General features: G+C 71.5%; 21 protein-coding genes and 1 riboswitch. Of the genes, 8 read left to right on the plus strand and 13 right to left on the minus strand.

The annotated features are described in order from the left end of the window. Window positions 1–380 precede the first annotated feature (380 nt). Window positions 381–1,403: an NAD-dependent epimerase/dehydratase family protein gene (locus tag IE275_RS27070; RefSeq protein ID WP_189714022.1), complete on the minus strand. Its 1,023-nt coding sequence runs from the start codon at window positions 1,401–1,403 to the stop codon at window positions 381–383. 175 nt (window positions 1,404–1,578) lie between these two features. Here IE275_RS27070 and IE275_RS27075 point away from each other — a divergent pair, with 175 nt between their 5' ends. Continuing rightward, window positions 1,579–2,391, plus strand: a complete 813-nt coding sequence (locus IE275_RS27075) for a PhzF family phenazine biosynthesis protein (protein ID WP_189714023.1) — start codon at window positions 1,579–1,581, stop codon at window positions 2,389–2,391. A 72-nt stretch (window positions 2,392–2,463) separates the two neighbouring features. On the opposite strand, the gene IE275_RS27080 is transcribed toward IE275_RS27075, so the two are convergent. Next, window positions 2,464–3,249, minus strand: a complete 786-nt coding sequence (locus IE275_RS27080) for a CPBP family intramembrane glutamic endopeptidase (protein ID WP_189714024.1) — start codon at window positions 3,247–3,249, stop codon at window positions 2,464–2,466. A 165-nt stretch (window positions 3,250–3,414) separates the two neighbouring features. Next, the gene (locus tag IE275_RS27085) at window positions 3,415–4,932 is read right to left on the minus strand and encodes a glutamate-cysteine ligase family protein (protein ID WP_189714025.1); all 1,518 of its coding nucleotides are present in this window, start codon (window positions 4,930–4,932) and stop codon (window positions 3,415–3,417) included. 565 nt (window positions 4,933–5,497) lie between these two features. On the opposite strand from IE275_RS27085, the gene IE275_RS27090 reads away from it, so the two are divergent. The 3 genes from IE275_RS27090 to IE275_RS27100 all read left to right on the plus strand — a co-directional run bounded on the left by IE275_RS27090 (window position 5,498) and on the right by IE275_RS27100 (window position 7,876). Continuing rightward, window positions 5,498–6,091 carry a hypothetical protein gene (locus IE275_RS27090; RefSeq protein WP_189714026.1) on the plus strand — a complete coding sequence of 198 codons (594 nt, stop codon included), beginning with the start codon at window positions 5,498–5,500 and terminating at the stop codon, window positions 6,089–6,091. Between the two features lie 344 nt (window positions 6,092–6,435). Next, on the plus strand, window positions 6,436–6,627 hold the full coding sequence (locus tag IE275_RS27095) for a DUF5999 family protein (protein ID WP_189714027.1): 192 nt from the start codon (window positions 6,436–6,438) through the stop codon (window positions 6,625–6,627). Window positions 6,628–6,838: 211 nt separating this feature from the next. Further along, the gene (locus IE275_RS27100) at window positions 6,839–7,876 is read left to right on the plus strand and encodes a LacI family DNA-binding transcriptional regulator (RefSeq protein WP_189714028.1); all 1,038 of its coding nucleotides are present in this window, start codon (window positions 6,839–6,841) and stop codon (window positions 7,874–7,876) included. Here the strand turns inward: IE275_RS27100 and IE275_RS27105 are convergent. The 4 genes from IE275_RS27105 to IE275_RS27120 all read right to left on the minus strand — a co-directional run bounded on the left by IE275_RS27105 (window position 7,873) and on the right by IE275_RS27120 (window position 12,173). Beyond that, window positions 7,873–8,919 (minus strand): endo-1,4-beta-xylanase, encoded by a 1,047-nt coding sequence (locus tag IE275_RS27105; protein ID WP_189714029.1) that lies wholly within the window; start codon window positions 8,917–8,919, stop codon window positions 7,873–7,875. The genes IE275_RS27100 and IE275_RS27105 overlap by 4 nt on opposite strands. A gap of 94 nt (window positions 8,920–9,013) precedes the next feature. Next, the gene (locus tag IE275_RS27110; protein ID WP_229870606.1) at window positions 9,014–9,778 is read right to left on the minus strand and encodes a carbohydrate ABC transporter permease; all 765 of its coding nucleotides are present in this window, start codon (window positions 9,776–9,778) and stop codon (window positions 9,014–9,016) included. 62 nt (window positions 9,779–9,840) lie between these two features. Beyond that, window positions 9,841–10,836 (minus strand): carbohydrate ABC transporter permease, encoded by a 996-nt coding sequence (locus IE275_RS27115; RefSeq protein WP_189714031.1) that lies wholly within the window; start codon window positions 10,834–10,836, stop codon window positions 9,841–9,843. Between the two features lie 44 nt (window positions 10,837–10,880). Continuing rightward, complete coding sequence (locus IE275_RS27120; RefSeq protein ID WP_189714032.1) at window positions 10,881–12,173, minus strand: extracellular solute-binding protein; 1,293 nt, start codon at window positions 12,171–12,173, stop codon at window positions 10,881–10,883. 451 nt (window positions 12,174–12,624) lie between these two features. Here IE275_RS27120 and IE275_RS27125 point away from each other — a divergent pair, with 451 nt between their 5' ends. From IE275_RS27125 to IE275_RS27135, 3 genes are all read left to right on the plus strand, one after another. Continuing rightward, window positions 12,625–14,577, plus strand: coding sequence for an APC family permease (locus tag IE275_RS27125; protein ID WP_189714033.1), 1,953 nt, complete (start codon window positions 12,625–12,627; stop codon window positions 14,575–14,577). 279 nt (window positions 14,578–14,856) lie between these two features. After that, a complete protein-coding gene (locus tag IE275_RS27130) occupies window positions 14,857–15,252 on the plus strand; it encodes a TOBE domain-containing protein (RefSeq protein ID WP_189714034.1) in 396 nt (131 codons plus the stop codon). 115 nt (window positions 15,253–15,367) lie between these two features. Further along, entirely contained in the window at window positions 15,368–15,787 is a 420-nt protein-coding gene (locus IE275_RS27135; protein WP_189714035.1) for a TOBE domain-containing protein, read from the plus strand. Window positions 15,788–15,842: 55 nt separating this feature from the next. On the opposite strand, the gene gcvP is transcribed toward IE275_RS27135, so the two are convergent. After that, window positions 15,843–18,728 (minus strand): aminomethyl-transferring glycine dehydrogenase, encoded by a 2,886-nt coding sequence (gcvP, locus tag IE275_RS27140; RefSeq protein WP_189714036.1) that lies wholly within the window; start codon window positions 18,726–18,728, stop codon window positions 15,843–15,845. Between the two features lie 177 nt (window positions 18,729–18,905). Further along, window positions 18,906–19,001: riboswitch (glycine riboswitch) on the minus strand. 114 nt (window positions 19,002–19,115) lie between these two features. On the opposite strand from gcvP, the gene IE275_RS27145 reads away from it, so the two are divergent. Then, window positions 19,116–19,487, plus strand: coding sequence for a PRC-barrel domain-containing protein (locus IE275_RS27145; protein ID WP_189714037.1), 372 nt, complete (start codon window positions 19,116–19,118; stop codon window positions 19,485–19,487). Window positions 19,488–19,699: 212 nt separating this feature from the next. Here IE275_RS27145 and IE275_RS27150 read toward each other — a convergent pair whose 3' ends face one another. The 5 genes from IE275_RS27150 to ftsR all read right to left on the minus strand — a co-directional run bounded on the left by IE275_RS27150 (window position 19,700) and on the right by ftsR (window position 23,947). Continuing rightward, complete coding sequence (locus tag IE275_RS27150; RefSeq protein ID WP_229870590.1) at window positions 19,700–20,152, minus strand: nucleotidyltransferase domain-containing protein; 453 nt, start codon at window positions 20,150–20,152, stop codon at window positions 19,700–19,702. A gap of 110 nt (window positions 20,153–20,262) precedes the next feature. Next, complete coding sequence (locus IE275_RS27155; protein ID WP_189714038.1) at window positions 20,263–21,693, minus strand: DNA polymerase IV; 1,431 nt, start codon at window positions 21,691–21,693, stop codon at window positions 20,263–20,265. 68 nt (window positions 21,694–21,761) lie between these two features. Continuing rightward, window positions 21,762–22,406, minus strand: coding sequence for a MerR family transcriptional regulator (locus tag IE275_RS27160; protein ID WP_189714039.1), 645 nt, complete (start codon window positions 22,404–22,406; stop codon window positions 21,762–21,764). A gap of 244 nt (window positions 22,407–22,650) precedes the next feature. Then, a complete protein-coding gene (locus IE275_RS27165; protein WP_004934251.1) occupies window positions 22,651–23,124 on the minus strand; it encodes a bifunctional nuclease family protein in 474 nt (157 codons plus the stop codon). Between the two features lie 85 nt (window positions 23,125–23,209). Continuing rightward, window positions 23,210–23,947, minus strand: coding sequence for a transcriptional regulator FtsR (gene ftsR, locus IE275_RS27170; RefSeq protein ID WP_189714040.1), 738 nt, complete (start codon window positions 23,945–23,947; stop codon window positions 23,210–23,212). Window positions 23,948–23,951 lie beyond the last annotated feature (4 nt).

The raw sequence follows: 23,951 nt of genomic DNA on the forward strand, positions 1-23,951 counted from the left end.
TCGTAGGTGGAGCTCGTCCCCTCCAGCATCCCAGCCCTCGGCCCCGGGCGCGCTACGGGAACCCGGGCGCCCTGTCCTGACCAGGCACGGACGGCTGGGCCGGCCGGCTGATCCGGGCGCCCGCGGCGACGCCGACTCCCGGGCCACCGCGGCCACCCCGGCCATCTTGGCCACCCCGGCCATCTTGGCCACCCCGGCCATCTTGGCCACCCCGGCCATCTTGGCCACCCCGGCGACCTTGGCCGCCCCGGCCACCCGCAGCCGTCCCCGCCCTCCCCGGCCCCCCGGTCGCCCTCAGCCATCCCCCGCCACCCCGGCCGCCCTCAGCCGTCCCCGCCCCCCCAACATCCCCGGCCACCCGCGGCCGTCCCCCGCCTCCCTCAGCCGTCCCCCGCCCGGCCCAGCCGTTCCCGGTACCACTCGGCCATCCCCGGGAGCCGGCTCAGCGGCCCGGGTCCCGGGTCCACCCCCGCCCGCTTCCACAGCTCGTCGGCGAGATACCAGTGGTCCTCGGCGGCCAGCGCGAACTGCCGCTCCGAGACCCGCCCGGGTGTCGCCCGCAGCCGCTCCCGGCAGACGGCCAGGGGCCAGTCGGCGTCCGGGCGGGGCGGCAGCACTCCCACCGCCGCCAGTGCGGCCAGGAGGTCGCCGACGCGCACCGGTTCCGGGTGCCCCGCGTGATAGGTGCCGGGCGGTACGGCGGACGGCCCGACCGCGACGGCGGCGATCAGCCGGCCGAGGTCACCGGCGGCCACCACGGTCTGCAGCGCCCGCCCGCCGTCCCATGCGGCCGGCACCCGCTCGACGAGTTCCCGCAGCCCGGGTACGACCCACCGGTCCCCGGCACCGAGCACCATCCCCGGCCGCAGCACCACGGCACCCGCCCGGTGCGCGTACGCCTCCCCCGCGAGCCGGGTCCTGCTCACGGCGGACACCGGCTCGGCGGCGATCTCGTCGACGGCGACGCCCCGGTGCGGCCCGGCCCCGTAGACGGCGGCCGTCGACAGCTGCACCACCCGGCCGGCCCCGGCCCGCGCCGCCTCCGCCATCAGCGTCCGCGTGCCGTCCACGTTGACCGCCTCGCACCGCCGCTCGTCCCCGCCGATGTACGACGCGAGATGGACGACCGCCCGCGCGCCCTCGCACAGCCCGCGCAGCGAGGCCGGATCGGTGAGGTCACCCCGTACCCACTCGACGCGGTCCGGCCGCTCGCCGTCGGGCACGTTCCGCACGAGCGCCCGCACCCGGACGGCCGGACGGCCGCCGCCGGCTGTGTCGGGGTCCAGCAGCGCACGCAGGGCGTGCGACCCGATGAACCCGGTCGCCCCCGTCAGCACGACCGTGCCGACGCCCTCGTCCTCCCCCGCGCCGCGCGCCCCCTCGCCCTCGCCGTTCCCGGCCATCCGTCCTCCCCCGGACCACGTCCACCGTTGCCTGAATCCCCGGAAAACATACGGCAGTTCACCCGGGTCGACCGTGCTCCACCCGCACCGGTCCCGCGGGGCCGCGCGGAATCCGGTCCAGGATTCGCGAATTGGCCTTGGCCCGCCCCTTCCGCGACGGCCTACCGTCGCGGACATGCGCATTCGTATCGTCGACGCCTTCACCGACCGCCCCTTCGCCGGGAACCCGGCCGGGGTCCTCCTCCTCGACGCCTTCCCCGACGACGACCGGCTCCAGAACGTCGCTCTGGAGGTCAACCACGCCGAGACGGCGTTCGCCCACCCGCTTCCGGCGGGCGGCGAGGCGGACTGGGCCCTGCGCTGGTTCACCCCGGTCGCCGAGGTCGACCTGTGCGGCCACGCGACGCTCGCGACGGCCCACGTCCTCGCCACCACGGGCGCGCACCAGGGCCCCGTGCGGTTCGCCACCCGCAGCGGTGTCCTGGTGGCCACGCCCGCCGAGGACGGCTCGATCACCCTGGACTTCCCGACCGCGCCGCTCACCCCGGCCGTGCTGCCTGAGGGTGTCGCCCAGGCCCTCGGCGCCGAGCCGCTGACCGCCTTCGACACCGGCCCGCACATCGGGGACCTGCTGGTCGAACTCCCCGACGAGAAGACCGTCCACGCCCTGCGGCCGGATCACCGGGCCCTCGGCGCGTACTCCCGCCGCGGCATCATCGCCACCGCCCGCGCCGAGAACCCCGCCCTGGGCTACGACTTCGTCTCCCGCTGCTTCTTCCCGAACCTCGGCATCGACGAGGACCCGGTCACCGGCAGCGCCCACACCGCGCTGGCCCCGTTCTGGGCCGAACGCCTCGGCCGGGCGACGCTCACCGGCCTCCAGGCCTCGCCCCGCTCCGGCCGCGTCCGCACGGAGCTGCGCGGCGACCGCACGCTGCTCGGCGGCCGCGCGGTCACCGTCATCGAGGGCGAACTGCTGGCCTGGTGAGTCCGGGGCGGCACAAGGCGCGGCCGCACACGGCGTGGCCACACACCCAGTGGCCACACACCGCGTGCCCGCTCACGGCGTGGGCAGCCACGACACCTTCCCCGCCAGCAGGGCGTAGCCGACGAACGCCCCGATGTCGAGCAGCGAGTGCGCCACCACCAGGGGGCCGACCCGGCCCCAGCGCCGGTACAGGTACACGAAGACGACGCCCATCGCCATGTTGCCGATGAACCCGCCGACGCCCTGGTAGAGGTGGTACGAGCCGCGCAGGACGGCGCTGGCCATCAGGGCGTTGCCCGGGCTCCAGCCCAACTGCCCGAGCCTGCGCAGCAGATATCCGACGACGATGACCTCTTCGAGGATCGCGTTCTGGAGCGCGGACATGATCAGCACCGGGTACTTCCACCACACGTCGGGCAGCGCCTCGGGCACCACGGTGAGGTTGAAGCCGAGGCCCCGGGCCAGCAGGTAGAAGGCGATTCCGGTGCTGCCGATCACGGCCGCGATCGCGGCGCCCCGGCCGAGGTCGGGCCAGGGCCGGGTGCGGTCGAAGCCCAGGGTGCGCAGTCCCTGCCCCTCGCGCATCAGGAAGTGCGCGACGAGGGCGACCGGGACGAGCGCGGAGGCGATCCCGAAGAGCTGCCAGGCGAGATCGAGCCAGGGGCGGCCCGGCGCGGCGGACGCGTTGAGGGTCGCCGCCTGGTCCTTCAGCCCACCCGGCTTGGTGACCGACCCGATGAAACTGATCAGCGCGGACACACCGCTGGCACCGAGCGAAAGCGCCAGCACCAGCAGTGTCTCGTCGCGAAGGATCCGCCGAGACGGCCGCTCCTCATAGACCTCGCCCGCCACCCGCACACCCGCTTCCGTTCATGGGACACCACAGCTTGCCCCATCAACCCGGCGTGACCGGCAGCACCCCCACACCTCGGAGCCGACCTCAAGGGGCGCGGGGAGCCGTGCGACCGCCCCCACGGGGCCGCACCCGGCACACGACCGCGCCGCCCCGCGCCGCCCCGCGCCTCACCGGGCGGCGGCCGGTTCCGGCAACCCGACGGGCCAGGTGTGCACCGGCTCCCCGAGATGCATCAGCTCCGCGTACCTGCGCGTCGTCGCCGCCAGCGCCTCGTCCCGCGCCAGCCCCGCCTCCACCGCCCGGTGGAAGGTGGCCACCTGCCACGACGCCCCGTTCACCCGCCTCCGGCACCGCTCCTCGATGACCCCCAGATACCGGTCCCGGTCGGCCGCCTCGACCCCCCAGGCGTCCAGCCCGGCCTCCGCCAGCGGCAGCAGTTCCTCCCGTACGAGATTCACCGCGTCCACCTCGGCGACTCCCCCGAGCCGCCCGCGCCGCGGCCACTGGAGCCGCGCGTCGATGCCGTGGCGGCAGGCCGCGTCGAAGTTGGCCGCGGCTGTCTCGAAGGGCAGCCGCGACCACACCGGCCGGGACTCCTCCGCGAGTGCGCGGACGACGCCGTAGTAGAACGCCGCGTTGGCGATCACGTCGGTGACGGTGGGCCCGGCGGGCAGCACCCGGTTCTCCACGCGCAGGTGCGGGACGCCGTCGGCGATGCCGTAGACGGGCCGGTTCCAGCGGTAGACGGTGCCGTTGTGCAGGACGAGTTCGGCGAGCGTGGGGATGCCGCCCGCGTCCAGCACCTCCAGCGGGTCCTCCGGGTCGCAGATCGGCAGCAGCGCGGGGTAGTAGCGCAGGTTCTCCTCGAACAGCTCGTACGCCGAACCGATCCAGCGCTCCCCGAACCAGGTGCGCGGCCGGACGCCCTGGGCCTGGAGTTCCGGCGGGCGGGTGTCGGTGGCCTGGGTGAACAGCGGGGGCCGGGACTCGCGCCACAGTTCGCGGCCGAACAGGAAGGGCGAGTTGGCGCCGACGGCGATCTGGGCGGCGGTGACGGCCTGCGCGGCGTTCCAGACGTCGGCGAAGCGGGCCGGTGTCACCTGGAGGTGCAGTTGCACGGAGGTGCAGGCCGCCTCGGGCACGATCGACTTCGAGGTGCAGGACAGGGACTCCACGCCGTCGATCCGCAGGGCGAAGTCCTCGCCCCGGGCGGCCACGATCTGGTCGTTGAGAAGCGTGTAGCGGTCGACCTCGGAAAGATTGGACGAGACCAGATCGTCGCGGTCGAGCGTCGGCAGAATACCGATCATCACGATTCCCGCGTCGACCTCACCGGCCTTTCGATGGGCATATGCCAGTGACGTACGGAGTTCCTCGGCGAGCCGGTCGAATACCCACCCGCCCAATCGGTGTGGAGCTATGTTGACTTCCAGGTTGAACATGGCGAGTTCTGTTTGGAAATCGCGGCTCGCGATCCGCTCCAGCACTTGTCCATTCAGCATTTTCGGCAGACCGTCGGCACCCGCGAGATTCAGTTCGATCTCGAGCCCCATGAGGTTCTTGGGGCGGTCGAAGCGCTTCTGGGCCAGAAGCCGCTCCAGCCCCGTCAGACACCGCCGGAGCTTGTCGCGGTACTGCTGCCGATCGGACAGGTCGAACGCGCCCGCCACGACCTTCTCCCCCATCGAAGCGTCCCTCCTCGCATGGGCGGGCCGCGATCGCGGCCGCCGGTCTCCCGGGTCAGGTGGGATGATGCCCAGCCCGACCGATCGATAACGTCCCCCGTCGCGCGTCGCACCCGCTAGTCTGACCGAAAGTACGCCCGGGGCGACCGGTGGCACATTCACGGGGCAAGCGGCAGAGTGCCCTTTCCAAATCGGAACTCGTGAAAAACGCCGACGAGAATGGGCCGACCGCTACGCGCGGATAACCCGAGGTCATCGCAGCGCGAGCCGCTCCGAATCGGGATTTTTCACACGTATCACCGGCCGAATGAACCCTTGCCGAGTCTCCCGGAAGCGAGTAGACGAAACACAGTCTGAACACGTGTCGTATAAACTCCGCGAACAAGGCAGAGAAGGTTGGGCATCCGCAGTCGAAGGAGCCTGTCGTCCGGATGGCGACAGGCCGCTCGCGCACCCCGAGAACCCCAGACCCCGGCCCCCGCCTCTCTGACCACCCGAGAGCTAGCTGACAGCGTCGTCCGCCCCCGCCCTCGCGCCACCGCCTGTGAATGAGAGGCGACCCACCATGCCGCTGCATGTCCCCCCGGCTCCCGCGCCCGCCCTTCGCTCCGTCCTCACGGCCCTCGGTTCCCCCACCGCGGTCCGTGAGGCCCGGACGCCGTCCCTGCGCACGGCACAGGGCGAGGCCACCCCCGAACAGCCACTGCCCCTGCACGTCCTGGACCGGATCACCCCGGAGGGCGTCTCCGCGACCCGGCTGGCCGGCTGGCGCTTCCTCATCCGCTGCGGGGACCGGGCGGTCGCCGCGGCCGACACCCGGCTCACCCCGGACGGCTGGGCGTTCTCCCACTTCTTCGAGGGGCCCTACATCGCCTCCACCGAACGGGCGCTGCGCCAGGCCGAGACGGCGACGCAGCCGTACCAGGCACGGCTGCTGTCGGTCCCGGGCCTCTACATGCTCACGCTCTGGCTGCACGGAGACACCGAGGGCGACGGCTCCGCCGGACACCCGGCCGCGACCGACCTGCTCGTGCCCCTGGCCCCGGCGCCACCCGGGATCGCCGCCCACCGCCCGCACCGGGTCGCCGAGTTGCTCCCGGTACTGACCCTGCGGGTCCCCCCGGCGGCACCGCCCCCGCTGCTCGGCTCGCCGGCCTGACCCGCACCGCTCCGTACCCCGCCACCGCGGCCCCGGTGGCGGGGTACGGTCGCGCACGCGGCGTTCCTCCGCGCTTCCCCGGGCGGACTAGCCCCATCCGGCCACCCGAAACCACCCGAAGTGACAGTGCAGTTGAGATGAACCGCCCGCGCGGGTGATGCGTCATCAACCTGTGAGGGGCGGTGCCACGAAATCCCTGCGGATCCACGCCCGTGGGGCAACACTGGGTTCCGACCGACTTATCACAACGGGGGGCGGCCATGAACGACGTAACCGACGCTTCACGCCGCGGGACAGACACGACAGCCATCTCACACATCACGCCAGAGCGGAAGAACCCATCCATGTGCCAGCACCAGCCACCGTGCCCGACCGCAAGCTCCGCCGACCGGGAGTCCGCCCGACTCGTGGCGCACCACCCGGAACAGGGCTGGAGCCTGCTGTGCAACGGCGTCCTGCTCTTCGAGGACACCGGCGAGCTGCTGCCGGACGGCCGGGTCATCGCCCCGCACCGCCCGGTCGTCACGGCCGCCTAGGGCCGTTCAGCACCGCTCGGACGGCGTGGGACCGCCGTCCGGGGATCTTCAGGGGCCGGACCGCAGCCACCGACTGCGAACCGGCCCCGACGCGTGTCCGCACCCGCTCACTCCTCGTGATCCCCGCCTTCCCTTCCGTACGCACCGCTTTTCCGGAAGACTCCTGGAAGTTTCGGCACCGCGCCCGGAACGACTCGACGGAGGTGGGCACGTGGCAGCGAAGGAGACGGCACCCGCGTCCCGGGGCAGGGTCACCATCACCGAGATCGCCCGCCGGGCCGGTGTCTCGGTGCCGACGGTCTCCCGGGTGGTCAACGGCCGTTCCGACGTCTCACCGAGCACCCGCGCCCGGGTCGAGGAACTGCTCCACCGGCACGGCTACCGCAAGCGCCCCGCCACCGCCTCCCCGGCCCGCGCCGCCCTGCTCGACCTGGTCTTCAACGACCTCGACAGCCCCTGGGCGGTGGAGATCATCCGGGGCGTCGAGGAGGTCGCCCACGCGGCCGGCGTCGGCACGGTCGTGTCGGCGATCCACGGCCGCTCCGGCGACGCCAGGGAGTGGATGCGCAATCTGCGGGCCCGCGCCTCCGACGGCGTCATCCTGGTCACCTCGGCCCTGGAACCCACCCTGCACGAGCAGTTGCGCATCCTCGGCGTCCCGCTGGTCGTCGTGGACCCGATGGGCTCCCCCGCCGACGACACCCCGACCATCGGCGCGGCCAACTGGGCGGGCGGCCTCGCCGCCACCGAGCACCTGCTCTCCCTCGGCCACCGCCGCATCGGCCTGATCGCGGGCCCGCCCCGGCTGCTGTGCTCCCGGGCCCGCCAGGACGGCTACCGCGCGGCCCTGGAGGCGGCCGGGCTCGCCGTCGACGAACGCCTCGTCGTCCCCGGCGACTTCCGCCCCGAATCGGGCTTCACCGGCTGCGCCGCCCTCCTCGACCTGCCCGAACCGCCCACCGCCCTCTTCGCGGCCAGCGACCAGATGGCGCTCGGCGCGATCGAGGCGCTGCGCCGGCGCGGGCTGCGCGTCCCGGAGGACATGAGCGTGGTCGGCTTCGACGACCTTCCCGAAGTCCGCTGGTCGGCCCCGCCGCTGACCACCGTCCGCCAACCCCTCGCCGACATGGGCAAACTCGCCGTCCGTACGGTCCTGCGCCTGGCCCGCGGCGAGCACCCCGACTCGCCGCGGGTGGAACTGGGCACGGAGCTGGTGGTCCGCTCGAGCACCGCGGCGCCCAGGAGCTAGCTCAGCGCCTCCCGGATCGCGGAGTACGCCGGCTTCGGCGCCAGCTGCTCGTCCCACGGCAGCGCCGCCCCCTGCCCGGGGAAGAACGCCGGAATCCACGAGTACTTGTCCGTGTAGTCCCAGACCGTGATGCCGACACACCGCCGCACCGCGAGGCACGCCTGCGTCAGATCCCGGTACCAGTCGGCCTGCTGGGCCAGCTTCTCCTCCGTCGCGGGCAGCAGCATCCGTACGTCGACCTCGGTCAGCGCGGTGTCCAGGCCGAGGCGGGCGAAGCGGCGCAGGTTGTCCTCCAAGGTGGCCGGATAACCGTACTGGAGGGCGAGATGGGCCTGGAGGCCGATGCCGTCGAGCGGCACACCCTGCGCCTTCAGCTCCTTGGCCAGGGCGTGGTAGGCGTCGCTCTTCGGGCCGACGGCCTCGATGTTGTAGTCGTTCAGATAGAGCTTCGCCTTCGGGTCCGCCTGGCGGGCCCAGCGCAGGGCGTCGGCGATGTAGCCGGGTCCGAGGGTCTTGTAGAAGATCGTCTCGCGGTAGGTGCCGTCCTCGTTGAACGCCTCGTTGACGACGTCCCAGGCGTAGACCTTGCCCCGGTAGTGGCGCACCTCGGTCTGGATGTGGTTCTTCAGCACGGCCCGCAGCTCGTCGGCCGACCACTCCCTGCTCGTCAGCCAGCCGGGCAGCTGGCTGTGCCAGACCAGCGTGTGGGCGCGGACCCGCTGGTGGCGGGCGCGCGCGAGGTCCACGATCTCGTCGCCGGCGGTCCAGTCGAAGACGCCCTGCTGCGGCTCGGTGGCGTACCACTTCATGCCGTTGCCGGGGGTGATCATGTCGAACTCGTGGCCGAGGATCCTCGTGTAGGCGGTGTCGCCGAGTTCGGGGTTGTCGGTGGCGCTGCCGAAGTAGCGGCCGTGCCGCTCGGCGAGGTCGGCGAGGGTGGTCCGGGGCTTGTCGTGCGCCTGGGCGGCCGGGCCGCCGGCCACCCCGGCGGCCACCAGGACGGCGGCGAGGGCTCCGGCGAATCTGATCCGGGTGCGGGACATGGTGCGACTCCTCACGGTCGGGGTGCGGGTCCCCCGGCTCGATCGGAACCGAGAGCCGGGGGCGGGTGAGCCGACGGAGATCCGCGGGCGCGCGTCAGCCCTTGGTGGCGCCGGCGGTGAGCCCGCCGACGAGCTGGCGCTCGGCGACGGAGTAGAAGGCCAGGGCGGGAACCATGGCGAGGACGAGATAGGCGAAGATCCGGGCGTACTCGGAGGAGTACTGGCCCTGGAACTGCTGCACACCGATCGGCAGCGTCCACCAGGTGGGCTCGTTGAAGACCAGCAGCGGCAGGAAGAAGTTGTTCCAGCTGGCCACCACGGCGAGCACGGAGACCGTGCCGAGTGCGGGCCGGGCCATGGGCAGCAGGATCCGCCAGAAGAAGCCGAGCGGCCCGCAGCCGTCGAGGGTGGCCGCCTCCTCCAGCTCGGCCGGGATCTCCCGGAAGAACCCCCGCAGGATGACGATGGTCATCGGCAGCCCGAAGGCCGCCTGCGGCAGGATCACGCCGAGCGGGTTGTCCAGCAGGTCCATCGAGCGCAGCAGCAGGAACAGCGGCAGCGCCGCCACCGCGAAGGGGAACATCAGCCCCATCGTGAACAGCGTGAACAGCGTCTCCCGGCCGCGGAAGGCGAACCGGGCGAAGGAGAACGCGGCGAGCGCGGACACCGCGACCACCACCACCGTCGTACCGACCGCGATCAGCGTGCTGCTGCCGAGCAGTTGCCAGAACGAGCTCGAGCCGAGGATGTCGGTGTAGTTGCCGGTGACCCAGGGGTCGGGCAGCCCGATGGGGTTGCGGGAGAGCTGGTCGGTGGACTTGAAGCCGGACAGCACGGCATAGACGAGGGGGACGGCCATCGCCACGCCGACCACGGCGAGGACGAGGTGCAGCGGAAGGGTCCGGCCGGTCCTGCGGGCGCTCACGAGCCGCCTCCTCGCATGGTCGTGGTGGCGCCCTCCAGGTCGCGGCGGAGCACGAACCGCTGGTAGGCGAGGGCGAAGACGAGGCTGATGCCGAACATGGCGACGCTGATCGCGCTGGCGTAGCCGACCTGGTAGCGCTTGAAGCCGTACTGGAACATGGTCACGGCCATCGTCTCCGAGTGATGGTCCGGACCGCCCGCGGTGACGATCCAGACCAGGTCGAAGAGCTGGATCGAGCCGATCACGGAGAGGAAGACGCTGATGCGCAGGGTCGGCGCGAGCAACGGCAGGGTGACATGCCGGAACCGCTGCCAGGGACCGGCCCCGTCGATCAGCGCGGCCTCGGTCAACTCGGCCGGGATGGACTGGAGTCCGGCCAGGTAGAGCATCATGTGGAAGCCGAAGTACTTCCACGTCATGACCAGGAAGAGCGTGGCCATGACGGTGTCGGGGTCGGCGAACCACTGCCCGCCGAGCCCGTCCAGGCCGAACGTGCCGAGCAGTTGGTCGGCGAGCCCGTCGTCCGGCGCGAAGATCATGCCGAACAGCACACCGGTGATCGCCTCGGACAGGATGTACGGCGCGAAGAACAGCATCCGGTACACGGCCCGGCCCCTGATCCGCTGGTTGAGCGCCACCGCCAGGGCCAGCGCGAACGGCAGCTGGAGCACGAGCGAGAGCGCCACCAGGACCAGACAGCGCCACAGGTCGCCGAGGAACACCGGGTCCTGGAAGAGCCGGGTGAAGTTGTCGCCGCCGATGAAGTCCTCGGGCATGCCGAAGCCGCCCCAGCGGAAGAACGCGGCGTACACCGCGAACAGCATCGGCAGCAGGACGAGGGTGCCGAACAGCACCAGGGCGGGCACCTGGAAGCCGACGGCGGTGAGCCAGTGCAGCACCCGCCGCCGTGTCCGGCCGGCCGCCGCGGTGGCCGGCGGCGGCCGGTCGGCGCCGGGGGTGCTGCGCTTGTCCGGGAGGAAGGTGGAGGTCATCGGCTGCCGCCCCGCTCCCTTGGGGAAGGTGAGGTCATCGCCGGCTACTGCTCTTCCTTCGCGACCTTGGTGATCGACTCGGCGACCTGCTGCGCCGACTTGGACCCCGCTATCAGCCCGGCCACACTGTCGTTGACCTCCTGCCCGACGGCCGGCGCGTACGCCTGGTCCAGATACAGCTGGAACCCGGTGGCGGCCTTCAACTGCGTCTGTACGGCGGACAGGTTGGGGTCGGTGAGCGCGCTCTCGGCGGCCGGTACGACGGGCAGGACACCGGTCTTCTTGACGAGCTCGGTGTCCGTGGTCGCCGAGGCGAAGAACTCCAGGAAGTCGACGGCCGCCTGCGGGGCGCCCTTGCGCAGGGCGTGTCCGCCGCCCCCGCCGAACACCTCGGTGAGCGCGCCCTGGCCGCCCTCGACCGCGGGGAACGGGAAGAACCCGAGGTCGTCGCCGAGCCCCTTGCCCGCGTCGGCCTCCACCACCGGCGCCCACTGGCCCATCAGTTCCATGGCCGCCTTGCCGTTGCCCATGGTGGCGGCCTGGCCCGTGGGGGTGCTGTAGGCGGCGCCGAGGAAGCCCTTCTGGAACGGCTGGAGGTCGACCAGTTCCTGGAGGTGCTGGCCGGCCTGGACGAACCCGTCCCCGGTGAAGTCCTTGTCCTCGTCGGCCTTGCGCAGGGCGTCGATCCCGGCGGTGCGCATGGCGAGGTAGGCCCAGTAGTACATGCCCGGCCACTTCTCCTTGCCGGCCAGGGCGAGCGGGGTGATCCCGGCGGACTTCAGTTTGCGCACCGCGTCCAGGAAGCCGCTCCAGGTGGTCGGGGGCGCGCCGACCCCGGCCTTGTCGAAGAGGGCCTTGTTGTACCAGAAGCCGATCATGCCGATGTCGAACGGGACGCCGTAGACCTTCTCGTCGAGGAGGTACGGCTCGCGGGAGACCGGCAGCAGGGCGTCCCCCCACCCCTTGGTCCGGTCGGTCAGGTCCTCGACCAGCCCGGCGTCGACCTGCTGCCGCAGAACGCCGCCGCCCCAGGTGTGGAAGATGTCGGGCAGCTTCCCGGAGGCGGTCAGCGCGGTCATCTTCGACTTGTAGGGATCGTTCTCCAGCTGAATGATCTTGATTTTGACCTTGGGGTTCTGAGCCTCGAACTGCTTGGCGAGACCGGCCCAGACGTCTTTGGTCGGCTGGGTGGTGGAGATGTTCCACCACTCGATCGTGGTCGTCCCGGACGACCCTCCGTCCGAGTCGCCGCCGCAGCCGCTCAGTGCCGTCATGCCCACACCGGCCGCGGCGGAGGCCGCCAGGAAGCCGCGGCGGGAGAGTGCCGGGTCGCCCATCATGCGCTCCTTGAAGAGATCGAAAGTTTCGGTCCAGATCCAGAAAGCTTCGCTGCTGCCGCACCCTAGAGACACCCTCCGATGGGTGGCAACCCCTTGAACGCAGGGAATCCACCGGCCTGCCCCACGACGGACAGGAAGGGGAGCAGACCGGAGGTCCGAAACATTCGAAGCAAGCGACGATCCTTACGGAGCACTTCACCGGCGGCGGTCACCTCCCGACCACGCAGACCGGCCACGGACCCGACCCCGGAACGACCCCGGAACGGCCCCGGAACCGGCCACGAAGCCGGGCGCGCGATCAGCCACGGAACCGGCCAGTCTTAACGGAAGCTTGACGCCCGTTGGCCCCTCATCCGTGGGCCCTGACGTCACTCTCCGCTTACGCTGGTGCCGCCGTCCGCTTGATGGCCACACCCGCACCCCTGTGCCACACCTCAGGAGCCCGCCGATGGCCACCACCGAGCACCCACCGCCCAGTCGCCTGCGGGCCTGGATGCTGGAGGGCCTGTCCGACATGGGCAAAGGCACCCGGCACGGCGCACGGACCGAGCCGGAGCCGACCGCGCACAAGGGCCAGCGGTGGTGGCGCGTCATGTGCCTGACCGGTGTCGACTACTTCTCCACCCTCGGCTACCAGCCCGGCATCGCGGCCCTCGCGGCCGGCCTGCTGTCACCCATTGCGACCATCGTGCTGGTGATCGTCACGCTGGCCGGCGCCCTGCCCGTGTACCGCAGGGTGGCCGAGGAGAGCCCACGCGGCGAGGGCTCGATCGCGATGCTGGAGCGGCTGCTCTCGTTCTGGCAGGGCAAGCTGTTCGTGCTGACCCTGCTGGGCTTCGCGGCCACCGACTTCCTGATCACCATCACCCTGTCCGCGGCGGACGCCTCCACCCACCTCGTCGAGAACCCGCACCTGGCCGACGCCCTGCAGGACAAGCAGATGATCATCACGTTGACCCTGGTGGCCCTGCTCGGCGCGGTCTTCCTCAAGGGCTTCCTGGAGGCCATCGGCGTCGCGGTCGCCCTGGTGGGCGTCTATCTCGCGCTCAACGTCGTCGTGGTCGTCGTCGGCCTGTGGCACGTCGCCACCGCCGGGCACGTCATCACCGACTGGTCGAGCGCCCTGACCGCCGAGCACGGAAACGTCTTCGCGATGATCGGCGTGGCCCTGATCGTCTTCCCGAAGCTCGCCCTCGGCCTGTCCGGCTTCGAGACCGGCGTCGCCGTCATGCCGCACGTCCAGGGCGACCCGGACGACACCGAGGAACGGCCGGCCGGCCGGATCCGGGACACCAGGAAGCTGCTCACCACCGCCGCCCTGATCATGAGCGTCTTCCTGATCGCCACCAGCTTCATCACCACCCTGCTGATCCCGGAGAAGGAGTTCGAGTCCGGCGGCCAGGCCAACGGGCGCGCGCTGGCCTACCTCGCCCACGAGTACCTGGGCAACGCCTTCGGCACGGTCTACGACGTCTCCACGATCGCCATCCTGTGGTTCGCCGGTGCCTCCGCGATGGCCGGCCTGCTCAACCTGATGCCCCGCTACCTCCCCCGCTACGGCATGGCCCCGCACTGGGCGCGCGCGGTACGCCCCATGGTCATCGTCTTCACCCTGGTCGCCTTCCTGGTCACCTGGATCTTCGACGCCGACGTCGACGCGCAGGGCGGCGCCTACGCCACCGGTGTCCTGGTGCTGATCAGCTCCGCCGCGATCGCGGTGACCATCGCCGCCCACAAGGCCGGCCAGCGCGCCTGGACCGTCGCCTTCGCGGTGATCTCGGCGGTGTTCCTCTACACGACGGTCGTGAACGTCATCGAGCGCCCCGACGGCGTGAAGATCGGCGCCTGCTTCATCGCCGGCATCATCCTGGTCTCCCTGCTCTCCCGTCTGGCCCGCGCCTTCGAGCTGCGCGTGACCAGCGTGACGCTCGACCCCATGGCGGAACGTTTCATCCGGGACATGGCCAGCCGCAAGATCCGGTTCATCGCCAACGAGCCCGACCAGCGGGACAAGGCGGAGTACCGCGAGAAGATCGAGCAGATCCGCGAGGACAACGACATCCCGGGCGAGGACTTCGTCTTCGTCGAGGTCACGGTCCTCGACCCCTCCGAGTTCGAGGCGGGCCTGACCGTGCGCGGCGAGGTCCTCCACAACCGCTACCGCGTCCTCACCCTGGAGTCCTCCTCCATCCCCAACGCCCTGGCCGCCCTGCTCCTGCACACCCGCGACACCACCGGCCGCACCCCGCACATCTACTTCGAGTGGACCGAGGGCAACCCGTTCGCCAACTTCCTGCGCTTCTTCCTCTTCGGCCAGGGCGAGGTCGCCCCGGTCACCCGAGAGGTCCTCCGCGAGGCAGAACCGAACCGCACCCGCCGCCCACGCGTACATACGGGCTGAGCGGGGCCCGGACGGACGGCAGGCCCCGACGGGCAGCAGGCCCGGACGGACGGCAGGCCCGGACGGACGGCAGGCCCGGACGGACGGCAGGCCCGGACGGACGGCAGGCCCGGACGGACGGCAGGCCCGGACGGACGGCAGGCCCGGACGGATGGCAGGCCCGGACGGACGGGGGGCCGATGATGAGCGGGGGCCCGGACAGGCCCGGACGGGCGACGGGCCGGTGGCGGGTGAACCCCGCGTCGGCCAGCCCTCGCCCGCGGCCCTATCGTGACCGGCATGCAGTCCTACACAATCGGCCAGGCGGCACGGCTGCTCGGCGTGAGTCCCGACACCGCGCGCCGCTGGGCCGACGCGGGCCGGATGGCGACCCACCGCGACGAATCCGGGCGACGCCTCATCGACGGCAAGGACCTCGCCGCGTTCTCCGTGGAACTCGCCAGGGCGGACACCACGGACGAGGACCCCTCGTACACCTCGGTCCGCAACGCCTTCCCCGGGATCGTCACCGCGATCAAACTGGGCGATGTCGCCGCCCAGGTCGAGATCCAGGCCGGCCCGCACCGCCTGGTCTCCCTGCTGACCAGGGAAGCCGTCGAGGAACTGGGCCTGGAGGTCGGCATGGAAGCCACGGCCCGCGTCAAGTCGACGAACGTCCACATCGACCGCGTCTGAACCCCACCGCACCACCCCCGCGGCTCCTCGTACGACGCACACCGCACGCGACGCACACCGCCGCAAACCCACGCATGACCGTTACAGGACCTCGCCGGTCCTACGGTGGACGACCATGACCCTGAGCATCCGCAACCAGCTTCCCGGCACCGTCACCACCATCACCCCCGGCGAGGTGATGGCCACCGTGGGCATCCGTCTCACCGGCGGTCAGACCCTCACCGCCGCCATCACCCTGGAGGCCGTGACCGAACTCGGCCTCGCCCCGGGCTCCGCCGTCCGGGCCCTGGTGAAGTCGACCGAGGTCGCCCTCGCCACCGGCCCGGTCGAGGGCCTGTCGATCCGCAACCAGCTCCCCGGCACGGTCACCGACCTCGCCACCGGCGGCGCGATGGCCTCGGTCAAGCTGTCCGTCGACGGCGGCTCACTGACCGCGGCCGTCACCCGTGAGGCCGTCGAGGACCTGGCCCTCACCGTCGGCTCCCGCGCCGTCGCCCTGATCAAGTCGACCGAGGTGTCCCTGGCCACGGCGTGAGACACCGAGGGCTCCCGTCCGCACCGCGGAAGGGAGCCCTCGGTCATCGTGTGTCTCAGTCCTCGTACGCGTCCAGCGGCGGGCACGAGCAGACCAGGTTCCGGTCACCGAACGCCTGGTCGATACGGCGCACCGGCGGCCAGTACTTGTCGGCGGCGGACACTCCGGCCGGGAACACGGCCTCCTGACGCGTGTACGCGTGCGTCCACTCCCCGCCGAGCGCGCCCGAGGTGTGCGGGGCGTTCCCCAGCGGGTTGTCCTCGGCCGGCCACTCGCCCGCCCCGACCTTCTCGATCTCCGCGCGAATGGCGATCATCGCGTCGCAGAAGCGGTCCAGCTCGATGAGGTCCTCGGACTCGGTCGGCTCGATCATCAGCGTGCCGGCCACCGGGAAGGACATCGTCGGCGCGTGGAAGCCGTAGTCGATCAGCCGCTTCGCCACGTCGTCGACGCTCACCCCGGTCGCCTTGGTCAGCGGCCGCAGGTCGATGATGCACTCGTGCGCGACAAGCCCGCCCGGACCGTTGTAGAGCACCGGGTAGTGCGGTTCGAGCCGCTTGGCGATGTAGTTGGCGCTGAGCACCGCCACCTGCGTGGCCCGCTTCAGACCCTCGCCGCCCATCAGTCGCACATACGCCCACGAGATCGGCAGGATCCCCGCGGACCCCCAGGGCGCGGCCGAGATCGGCCCCACACCGGTTTCCGGCCCGGCGGCGGGCTGCATCGGGTGGTTCGGCAGATACGGCGCCAGGTGCGAGCGCACGGCCACCGGACCGACACCCGGACCGCCGCCGCCGTGCGGGATGCAGAACGTCTTGTGCAGGTTCAGGTGCGAGACGTCACCGCCGAAGTGCCCCGGCTTGGCGAGCCCGACGAGCGCGTTGAGGTTCGCGCCGTCGACGTACACCTGACCGCCCGCGTCGTGCACCTGGGCGCAGATGTCGGCCACGTGCTCCTCGAACACACCGTGCGTGGACGGGTAGGTGATCATCAGCACCGCCAGCTCGTCCCGGTGCTGCTCGATCTTCGCCCGCAGGTCCTCGACGTCGATCTCGCCGTCCTCGGCGGTCTTGACGACGACGACCTTCATCCCGGCCATCACCGCGCTCGCGGCGTTGGTCCCGTGCGCGGACGACGGAATCAGGCACACCGTGCGCTGCACGTCCCCGTTGGCCCGGTGGTACCCCCGGACGGCCAACAGCCCGGCCAGCTCACCCTGCGACCCGGCGTTCGGCTGGAGCGACACCTTGTCGTACCCGGTGACCTCGGCGAGCCGATCCTCCAGCTCCTGGATGAGCGTGAGGTAGCCCTGCGCCTGCTCGGCCGGCGCGAAGGGGTGCAGCTGCCCGAACTCGGGCCAGGTGACCGGCTCCATCTCCGTCGTCGCGTTGAGCTTCATGGTGCAGGAGCCCAGCGGGATCATGCCCCGGTCGAGCGCGTAGTCACGGTCGGCGAGCCGGCGCAGGTAGCGCAGCATCGCCGTCTCGGAACGGTGGTCGTGGAAGACGGGGTGGGTCAGGATCTCGTCGGACCGCAGCAGCCCGGCGGGCAGCGTCTCCTCGGTGACCGCGTCGAGGGCCTCGATGTCGCCCTCGACCCCGAAGGCCGCCCAGACGGCGGCGACCTGCGCCCGCGCGGTCGTCTCGTCACAGGCGATCGACAGCTGGTCGGCGTCGACGAGGTGCAGGTTCACGCCCTTGCTCCGCGCCGCGGCCACGACCTCGGCGGCCTTCCCCGGCACCCGGACGGACAGCGTGTCGAAGTACGCCCCGTGCACGACCTCCACACCGCCGGCCGTCAGCCCGGCGGCCAGGATCGACGCGTACCGGTGCGTCCGCCGAGCGATCGACCGGAGCCCCTCGGGCCCGTGGTAGACGGCGTACATGCCGGCCATCACGGCGAGCAGCACCTGCGCCGTGCAGATGTTGCTGGTCGCCTTCTCCCGGCGGATGTGCTGCTCACGCGTCTGGAGCGCGAGCCGGTACGCCCTGTTGCCGTCGGCGTCCACGGACACGCCCACGAGCCGCCCGGGCAGGCTCCGCGCGAACTTCTCGTGCACGGCCATGTAGCCGGCGTGCGGCCCGCCGAAGCCCATCGGCACACCGAACCGCTGGGTCGTGCCGATCGCGATGTCCGCCCCCAGCTCACCCGGGGACTTCAGCAGCGTCAGCGCGAGCAGGTCGGCGGCGACGGTCACCAGCGCCCCCAGCTCGTGCGCCTGGTCGATGACCGCCTTGATGTCGCGTACGACACCGGAGGCGCCCGGGTACTGGATCAGGACCCCGTTGATCTCACGCCCCGCGATGTCGGCCGGGATCCCGTCGGCCAGGTCGGCGACCACGATCTCCACGCCGGTCGGCTCGGCACGGGTCTCGATCACGGCGATCGTCTGCGGCAGCACGTCCGCGTCGATGAGGAAGAGCCCCCGCTTGTTCTTCCCCATCCGCCGGGACAGCGCCATCGCCTCGGCGGCGGCCGTGCCCTCGTCCAGCAGGGAGGCGCCGGAGGTGGGCAGTCCCGTGAGGTCGGCGACCATGGTCTGGAAGTTCAGCAGCGCTTCCAGCCGTCCCTGCGAGATCTCCGGCTGGTACGGGGTGTAGGCCGTGTACCAGGCCGGGTTCTCCATGACGTTGCGCAGGATCACCGGAGGCGTGAAGGTGCCGTAGTACCCGAGCCCGATCATGGAGTCGAGCACCTGGTTGCGGTCGGCCAGGGAGCGCAGCTCGGCCAGCACCTCGGCCTCGGTGCGCGCGCCCGGCAGGTCCAGCGCGTCGGCGTTCTTGATCACATCGGGTACCGCGGCGGCGGTCAGCTCGTCCAGCGAGCCGTACCCGACGTGCGCGAGCATCTTGGCCCGCGCCTCGTGGTCGGGCCCGATGTGGCGCTGTTCGAAGGGGATTCCTCGCTCCAGCTCGGAGAGCGGAATGCGGTGGGCTGTCATGCGGAGGCCTCCTGGTCTGACACGACCTTCGAGGGGCACCACGGCGCGGGTACCCGGACGGCCTCCCCCTCTGTCATCTCAACCTGAGAGTTTCACCGGCCGCCCACGGAGGGCAGCCGGCTTTCACCGTCGGTGAGAGCGGAAGCCGTCGACACCCGCTCTGCTTTCCAGAGTGACCTCGTCCGTGCGGTACGTGGGCCTGAGAGATTCCGGGGAGGATTTGCTCCTTCGGCGCCTCCGGTGATGTCCGGAGGACTCTCCCGCACGGGGTCAGCAGCCGTTGCCAGACTACCAGCGAGGTCAACGGCACCTCTTTCGAGTGGCCGGGCGTCCCAATGTGCTCTTTTGTAGTGCTTACGGATGAGTTTGCGACCATGTGGAGGGCCCGTGCAGACCGACATCGATCCGCGCAACCTGATCGGCCGCAAGGCGTTCGACCGCAACGGCACCAAGATCGGCACCGTCGACGAGGTCTATCTCGACGACGCGACCGGCGTGCCCGAGTGGGCGGCCATACGCACCGGCCTCTTCTCCCGGGACGCCTTCGTGCCCCTGGAGCCCAGCGAGCTGATCGAGGGCACCCTCCACGTCCCCTTCGACCGGTCCCTGATCAAGGACGCCCCGGACTTCGGCGTGGGCCGCCACCTCTCCCCCGACCAGGAACTCCAGCTCTACCACCACTACGGCCTCGACGTGGCCGCCCCTCCCCCGCTCCCGGACCACGACTTCGGCCGCCTGGCGGGCGGGGACGACAGCTGAGCGGAGAGGGCCGAGCGGCCGACGATCCAAGCGCCCGGCGATCCGGGCAGCTCCGGGCCGGGCGGCCGACGATGTGGGCAGCGCCGAGCCGGGCGGGCAGAGCGGAGCCGGAGGCACCCAGCGGGCGGAGCTGAGCCGGCCGAGCAGAGCCGGGAAGGGCCGGCAGGGCCGGAGCCGAGAAGCGCCGCCCGGAGCCGGTCCCGGCCCAGCCGTCAGCCGCAGGCCCGTATCAGCGCGGTGAGCAGCCCGGCCGGGTCGTACAGCGGTCGGGCGCCGTCGGTGACGACTCTGCGCGTACCGGCGTCGACCGGGTCGGTGCGCGCCCAGGCCGTCGAGGTGACGCCCAGCTCGACCTCAAGACCGCCCGCGGTGGCGTGCCGCCATTCGGTGACCGGCCCCCACGCCTGAACCCGGATCACCTCTCCCAGACGAAGCTCACGCACCCGCGCGCCGTCCTCGCCGTACCCGGACGGCTCCGTCGTGAGCAGGACGAGATCCACGTCGGAGTCCGGACCCGCCGTCCCCCGCGCACAGGATCCGACCAGCAGCAACCCCACGACGTCACTCCGGTTCGCGGCCCAACGGGTCACCCGCTCCACCACCTCCCGCCGCTCGGCCTCCCGCTCCGCCTCCCGCCCGGCTGACAACCCTGCGGCGGGCCGCACGCACCGATCACCCCGAAGATCCATCCCGTTCTCCCCGCTCTCCTCCAGCACGGCCACTCCCCGTCACTCCACGCCCATGAACTTTCACTCTATGTAACGGGGGGCTCGGATCAGGAGTTCCCGGCGACCACACCCGGTTTCCCAGCCCCCGAGTCCCCCGCCACGATCCCGGCCGACCCGCCGTCCTCCCCAGGTCTTCGGCGCACCAGAGGCAGCGGGTCGGACGGCTCCAGTTCCGGATCGTCGACCCGGAACGTCCGCACCCGCCCCGGCTCCGATTCCGGCGTCTCGAACCGCACCGTCACCCGGCCCAGCCCGCTGCCCTGCACCCACCCGGGCCCGAACTCGGCGTGCCGCACATCGTGACCCGGACGCCACCGGTGCTCGATCGGCACCGCCTCCGCCTCGACCGGCTCCTCGGGCGCCTCCTCCTCGGCGCCCTCCGCCCGCTCCTCGGCCGCCCTCCCCTCGGCGGCCTGCGCGAACAGGTCCTCCTGGGTGAAGTCCGCCAGCCCGCTGACGCCCACGCCGAGCAGCCGCACCCCGCCCGTCGTGTCCACGGACTCCAGCAGCCGGGCCGCCGCCTCCCGCACCACCACCGGATCGTCCGTGGGCCCGCGCAGCGTCTCGGACCGGGTGAGCGTGGAGAAGTCGTACCGCCGTACCTTCAGCACGATGGTCCGCCCGGACAGACCGGCCCCCCGCAGCCTGCGCACACAGCGCTCCGCCAGCCGCTGCACCTCCAGCTCCACCCGCACCCGGTCGTGGATGTCCACGTCGTACGTGTCCTCGACCGACACGGACTTCGCCTCCCGCTCGGCCACCACGGGCCGGTCGTCGCGCGCCAGCGCCATGGCGTACAGCCCGTGCCCGTGCGCCTTGCCCACCAGCCGCACCAGCTCGTCCTCGCCGGCCTCGGCGAGTTCGTCGACCGTGGTGATCCCGGCCCGCCTCAGATGGTCTCCCGTGGCCGGCCCCACACCCGGCAGGGTGCGCACCGACATGGGGCCGAGGAGCGCCCGCTCGGTCCCGGGTTCGATCAGCACCAGGCCGTCGGGCTTGGCCTCCTCGGACGCGATCTTCGCGAGCATCTTCGAGGCCGCCAGCCCCACCGACCCGGTGAGCCCCGTGACGTTCCGGATGTCGGCGCGCAGGCGGACACCGGCCAGCCGTGCCGAATCGGTGTCCCAGGCCGCCTGCCCGGCCTCCAGGTCCACGAACGCCTCGTCGAGGCTCAGCGGCTCCACCAGCGGCGACAGCGCCCGCAGCAGCGCCATCACCTGGTCGCTGATCGACCGGTAGAACGTGAAGCGGGGCACGAGGTAGGCGGCGTTCGGAGCCAGCCGCCGCGCCTGGGCCGTGGGCATCGCCGAGTGCACTCCGAAGACCCGCGCCTCGTAGGAGGCCGTGGCGACCACCCCGCGCGGCCCGATACCGCCCACGACCACGGCTTTCCCGCGCAGACTCGGCTTGGACGCCTGCTCCGCCTGGGCGTAGAAGGCATCCATGTCGAGATGCAGGATCGTGGGCACGTTTCTCACACGTCCGATGCTGCACCACGCCACTGACAATGACGCCGCTCAGCCGCACCCACCGCGTCGGGAGGGGCTCAGACCGCCCGGTTGCGCCTGCGCGCCAGCTCGTCCGCCGGGTTGTGCCCGACGAGGGTCTCGCCGGTGTCGACACGCTCTCCGTGCAGCTGCGACAGCGCGCTCTCCACGTCCCGCCAGACCACGCCCACGGCGATGCCGAAGATGCCCTGGCCACCCTGGAGCAGCGCGTGGACCTCGTCCGGCGAGGTGCACTCGTAGACCGTGGCCCCATCACTCATGAGCGTCATGCGCTCCAGATCACGGAAGCCGCATTCCCGCAGATGCTGGACGGCGGTCCGGATGTTCTGGAGCGACACCCCGGTGTCGAGGAACCGCTTGACGATCTTCAGGACCACGACGTCCCGGAAGCTGTACAGACGCTGCGTGCCGGACCCGTGGGCGGGCCGCACGCTCGGCTCGACCAGGCCGGTACGGGCCCAGTAGTCGAGCTGCCGGTAGGTGATGCCTGCGGCCGCACAGGCCGTCGGCCCGCGGTAGCCGATCTGCTCGGACGCCATGGACGTCGCCCCTCCGCCGCTCGGCACGGCCGCCGGTCGCTGCGGAGCGTGATCGGCCGCGCTGCCGTGAAGCGGGTACGGGCCGCTCCCCCCGACACCGAGTCCGGGGGCACCCCCAGCCGTACCGTCGCCGCTGCTTCTCACGCCGACCTCCGTCCTTGAACTGCCTTCTCGACGGTAGGCAGTCACCAGGGGTGCGTCAACGATCGCCACACTCGGCACGCCGAGTGATAATCACCCTAGGAGTGGTTTCCCGCACCCCACCGCGGGGAAAGGCTAGCCGAATGCGCTGACAAGAAGCCGTAGGACGCTCTCACTCGCCGCTGGCAATTGCCGAGAACGGGGCGGCCCCGCGGTGCCGGACCACCCCGTCCCTCACACCTACCGGCTACTGGTTGCTGGTGCCGAAGTCCTCGGGCGAGATCTGGTCGAGGAACTCACGGAACTTCTCCACCTCGTCCTCCTGCTCGTCCGGAATCGCGATGCCCGCGTCGTCCAGCACCGTGTCGCTGCCGTAGATGGGCGTTCCGGTCCGCAGGGCGAGCGCTATGGCGTCCGAGGGGCGCGCACTCACCTCGACCCCGCTGGCGAAGACCAGCTCCGCGTAGAAGACGCCCTCCCGCAAGTCCGTGATGCGCACTTCGGTGAGCTCCTGGCCGACGGCTTCCAGCACGTCCTTGAACAGATCGTGGGTCAGCGGTCGCGCGGGGGCCATGCCCTGCTGTGCGAAGGCGATCGCCGTCGCCTCCCCCGGTCCGATCCAGATGGGGAGGTAGCGGTCTCCTCCCACTTCACGCAGAAGCACGATCGGTTGGTTGGAGGGCATTTCGACCCGGACACCTACGACATCGAGCTCGTTCACACAGCAACCCTAGGCCGTGCCCGGGACGTTTGGGTAGTCGGGCCGGGAACGGGTGACCGATCCGCCCACGGCGAAACCCCCCGGGTCAGGGCAGCCGCACGTGCAGCGCGGTCTGCACCAGCGCCGCGTGCAGCCTGACGGTGAGCCCCGCCAGCTCCTTCGTACGGGCCTGCGCGTGAGCCCTGGTCTGCGGATTGCGATGGCGCTTGAGCGGTGCGACCACTTGGTCCACCAGCCCGGCCTCACGGTCCGCCGCGGCCTTCATGACCCGCAGATGCCGGGGCTCGATCCCGAACCGCCCCAGTTCGGCCACCAGAGCCGCCACAGTGGCCGCCTCGGCGTCGTAGACCCCGTCCTCCAGCGGCACCAGGAGCCCGTAGGACTCCCACTCCACCAGTTCGGACTCCTCGACCCCGGCGGCCGACAGCAGCTCGGAGCGCCCGATGCGGGCCACGGTGGGCCCCTCGACCTGATCCGGGACGGACTCCCCGTCCCGCTGCCGGCCCACAGTGGGCAGGGGCACGGCCTCGCCGCGCTCCATGGCGTCCAGATGCTCCCGGATCACCTTGAGCGGCAGATAGTGGTCCCGCTGCATCCTCAGCACGTGGCCGAGGCGCTCGACATCGTCCGCACTGAACTTGCGGTACCCCGACGGGGTCCGCCGCGGCTCGACCAGCCCCTCCGACTCCAGGAAGCGAATCTTGGAGATGGTGACTTCGGGAAACTCGTCGCGCAGCGCGTTCAGCACGGTGCCGATGCTCATCAGCCCACCGTCCGCGGCGGCGGTGCCGTACCCGGCACCGCCCCTCGGTGTTTGAAGCATGGAC

It is taken from the genome of Streptomyces phaeofaciens (genome assembly GCF_014648915.1).
GTDB classification, from domain to species: Bacteria; Actinomycetota; Actinomycetes; order Streptomycetales; family Streptomycetaceae; genus Streptomyces; species Streptomyces phaeofaciens.

Bases quoted from the DNA above. Each gene is read 5' to 3' on its own strand.
- IE275_RS27090 (WP_189714026.1), top strand. From the start codon at position 5,498: ATGCCGCTGCATGTCCCCCCGGCTCCCGCGCCCGCCCTTCGCTCCGTC.
- IE275_RS27125 (WP_189714033.1), top strand. From the start codon at position 12,625: ATGGCCACCACCGAGCACCCACCGCCCAGTCGCCTGCGGGCCTGGATG.
- IE275_RS27075 (WP_189714023.1), top strand. From the start codon at position 1,579: ATGCGCATTCGTATCGTCGACGCCTTCACCGACCGCCCCTTCGCCGGG.
- IE275_RS27105 (WP_189714029.1), bottom strand. From the start codon at position 8,919: ATGTCCCGCACCCGGATCAGATTCGCCGGAGCCCTCGCCGCCGTCCTG.
- IE275_RS27115 (WP_189714031.1), bottom strand. From the start codon at position 10,836: ATGACCTCCACCTTCCTCCCGGACAAGCGCAGCACCCCCGGCGCCGAC.
- gcvP (WP_189714036.1), bottom strand. From the start codon at position 18,728: ATGACAGCCCACCGCATTCCGCTCTCCGAGCTGGAGCGAGGAATCCCC.
- IE275_RS27095 (WP_189714027.1), top strand. From the start codon at position 6,436: ATGTGCCAGCACCAGCCACCGTGCCCGACCGCAAGCTCCGCCGACCGG.
- IE275_RS27130 (WP_189714034.1), top strand. From the start codon at position 14,857: ATGCAGTCCTACACAATCGGCCAGGCGGCACGGCTGCTCGGCGTGAGT.
- IE275_RS27135 (WP_189714035.1), top strand. From the start codon at position 15,368: ATGACCCTGAGCATCCGCAACCAGCTTCCCGGCACCGTCACCACCATC.
- IE275_RS27070 (WP_189714022.1), bottom strand. From the start codon at position 1,403: ATGGCCGGGAACGGCGAGGGCGAGGGGGCGCGCGGCGCGGGGGAGGAC.
- ftsR (WP_189714040.1), bottom strand. From the start codon at position 23,947: ATGCTTCAAACACCGAGGGGCGGTGCCGGGTACGGCACCGCCGCCGCG.
- IE275_RS27110 (WP_229870606.1), bottom strand. From the start codon at position 9,778: ATGGCCGTCCCCCTCGTCTATGCCGTGCTGTCCGGCTTCAAGTCCACC.
- IE275_RS27120 (WP_189714032.1), bottom strand. From the start codon at position 12,173: ATGGGCGACCCGGCACTCTCCCGCCGCGGCTTCCTGGCGGCCTCCGCC.
- IE275_RS27085 (WP_189714025.1), bottom strand. From the start codon at position 4,932: ATGGGGGAGAAGGTCGTGGCGGGCGCGTTCGACCTGTCCGATCGGCAG.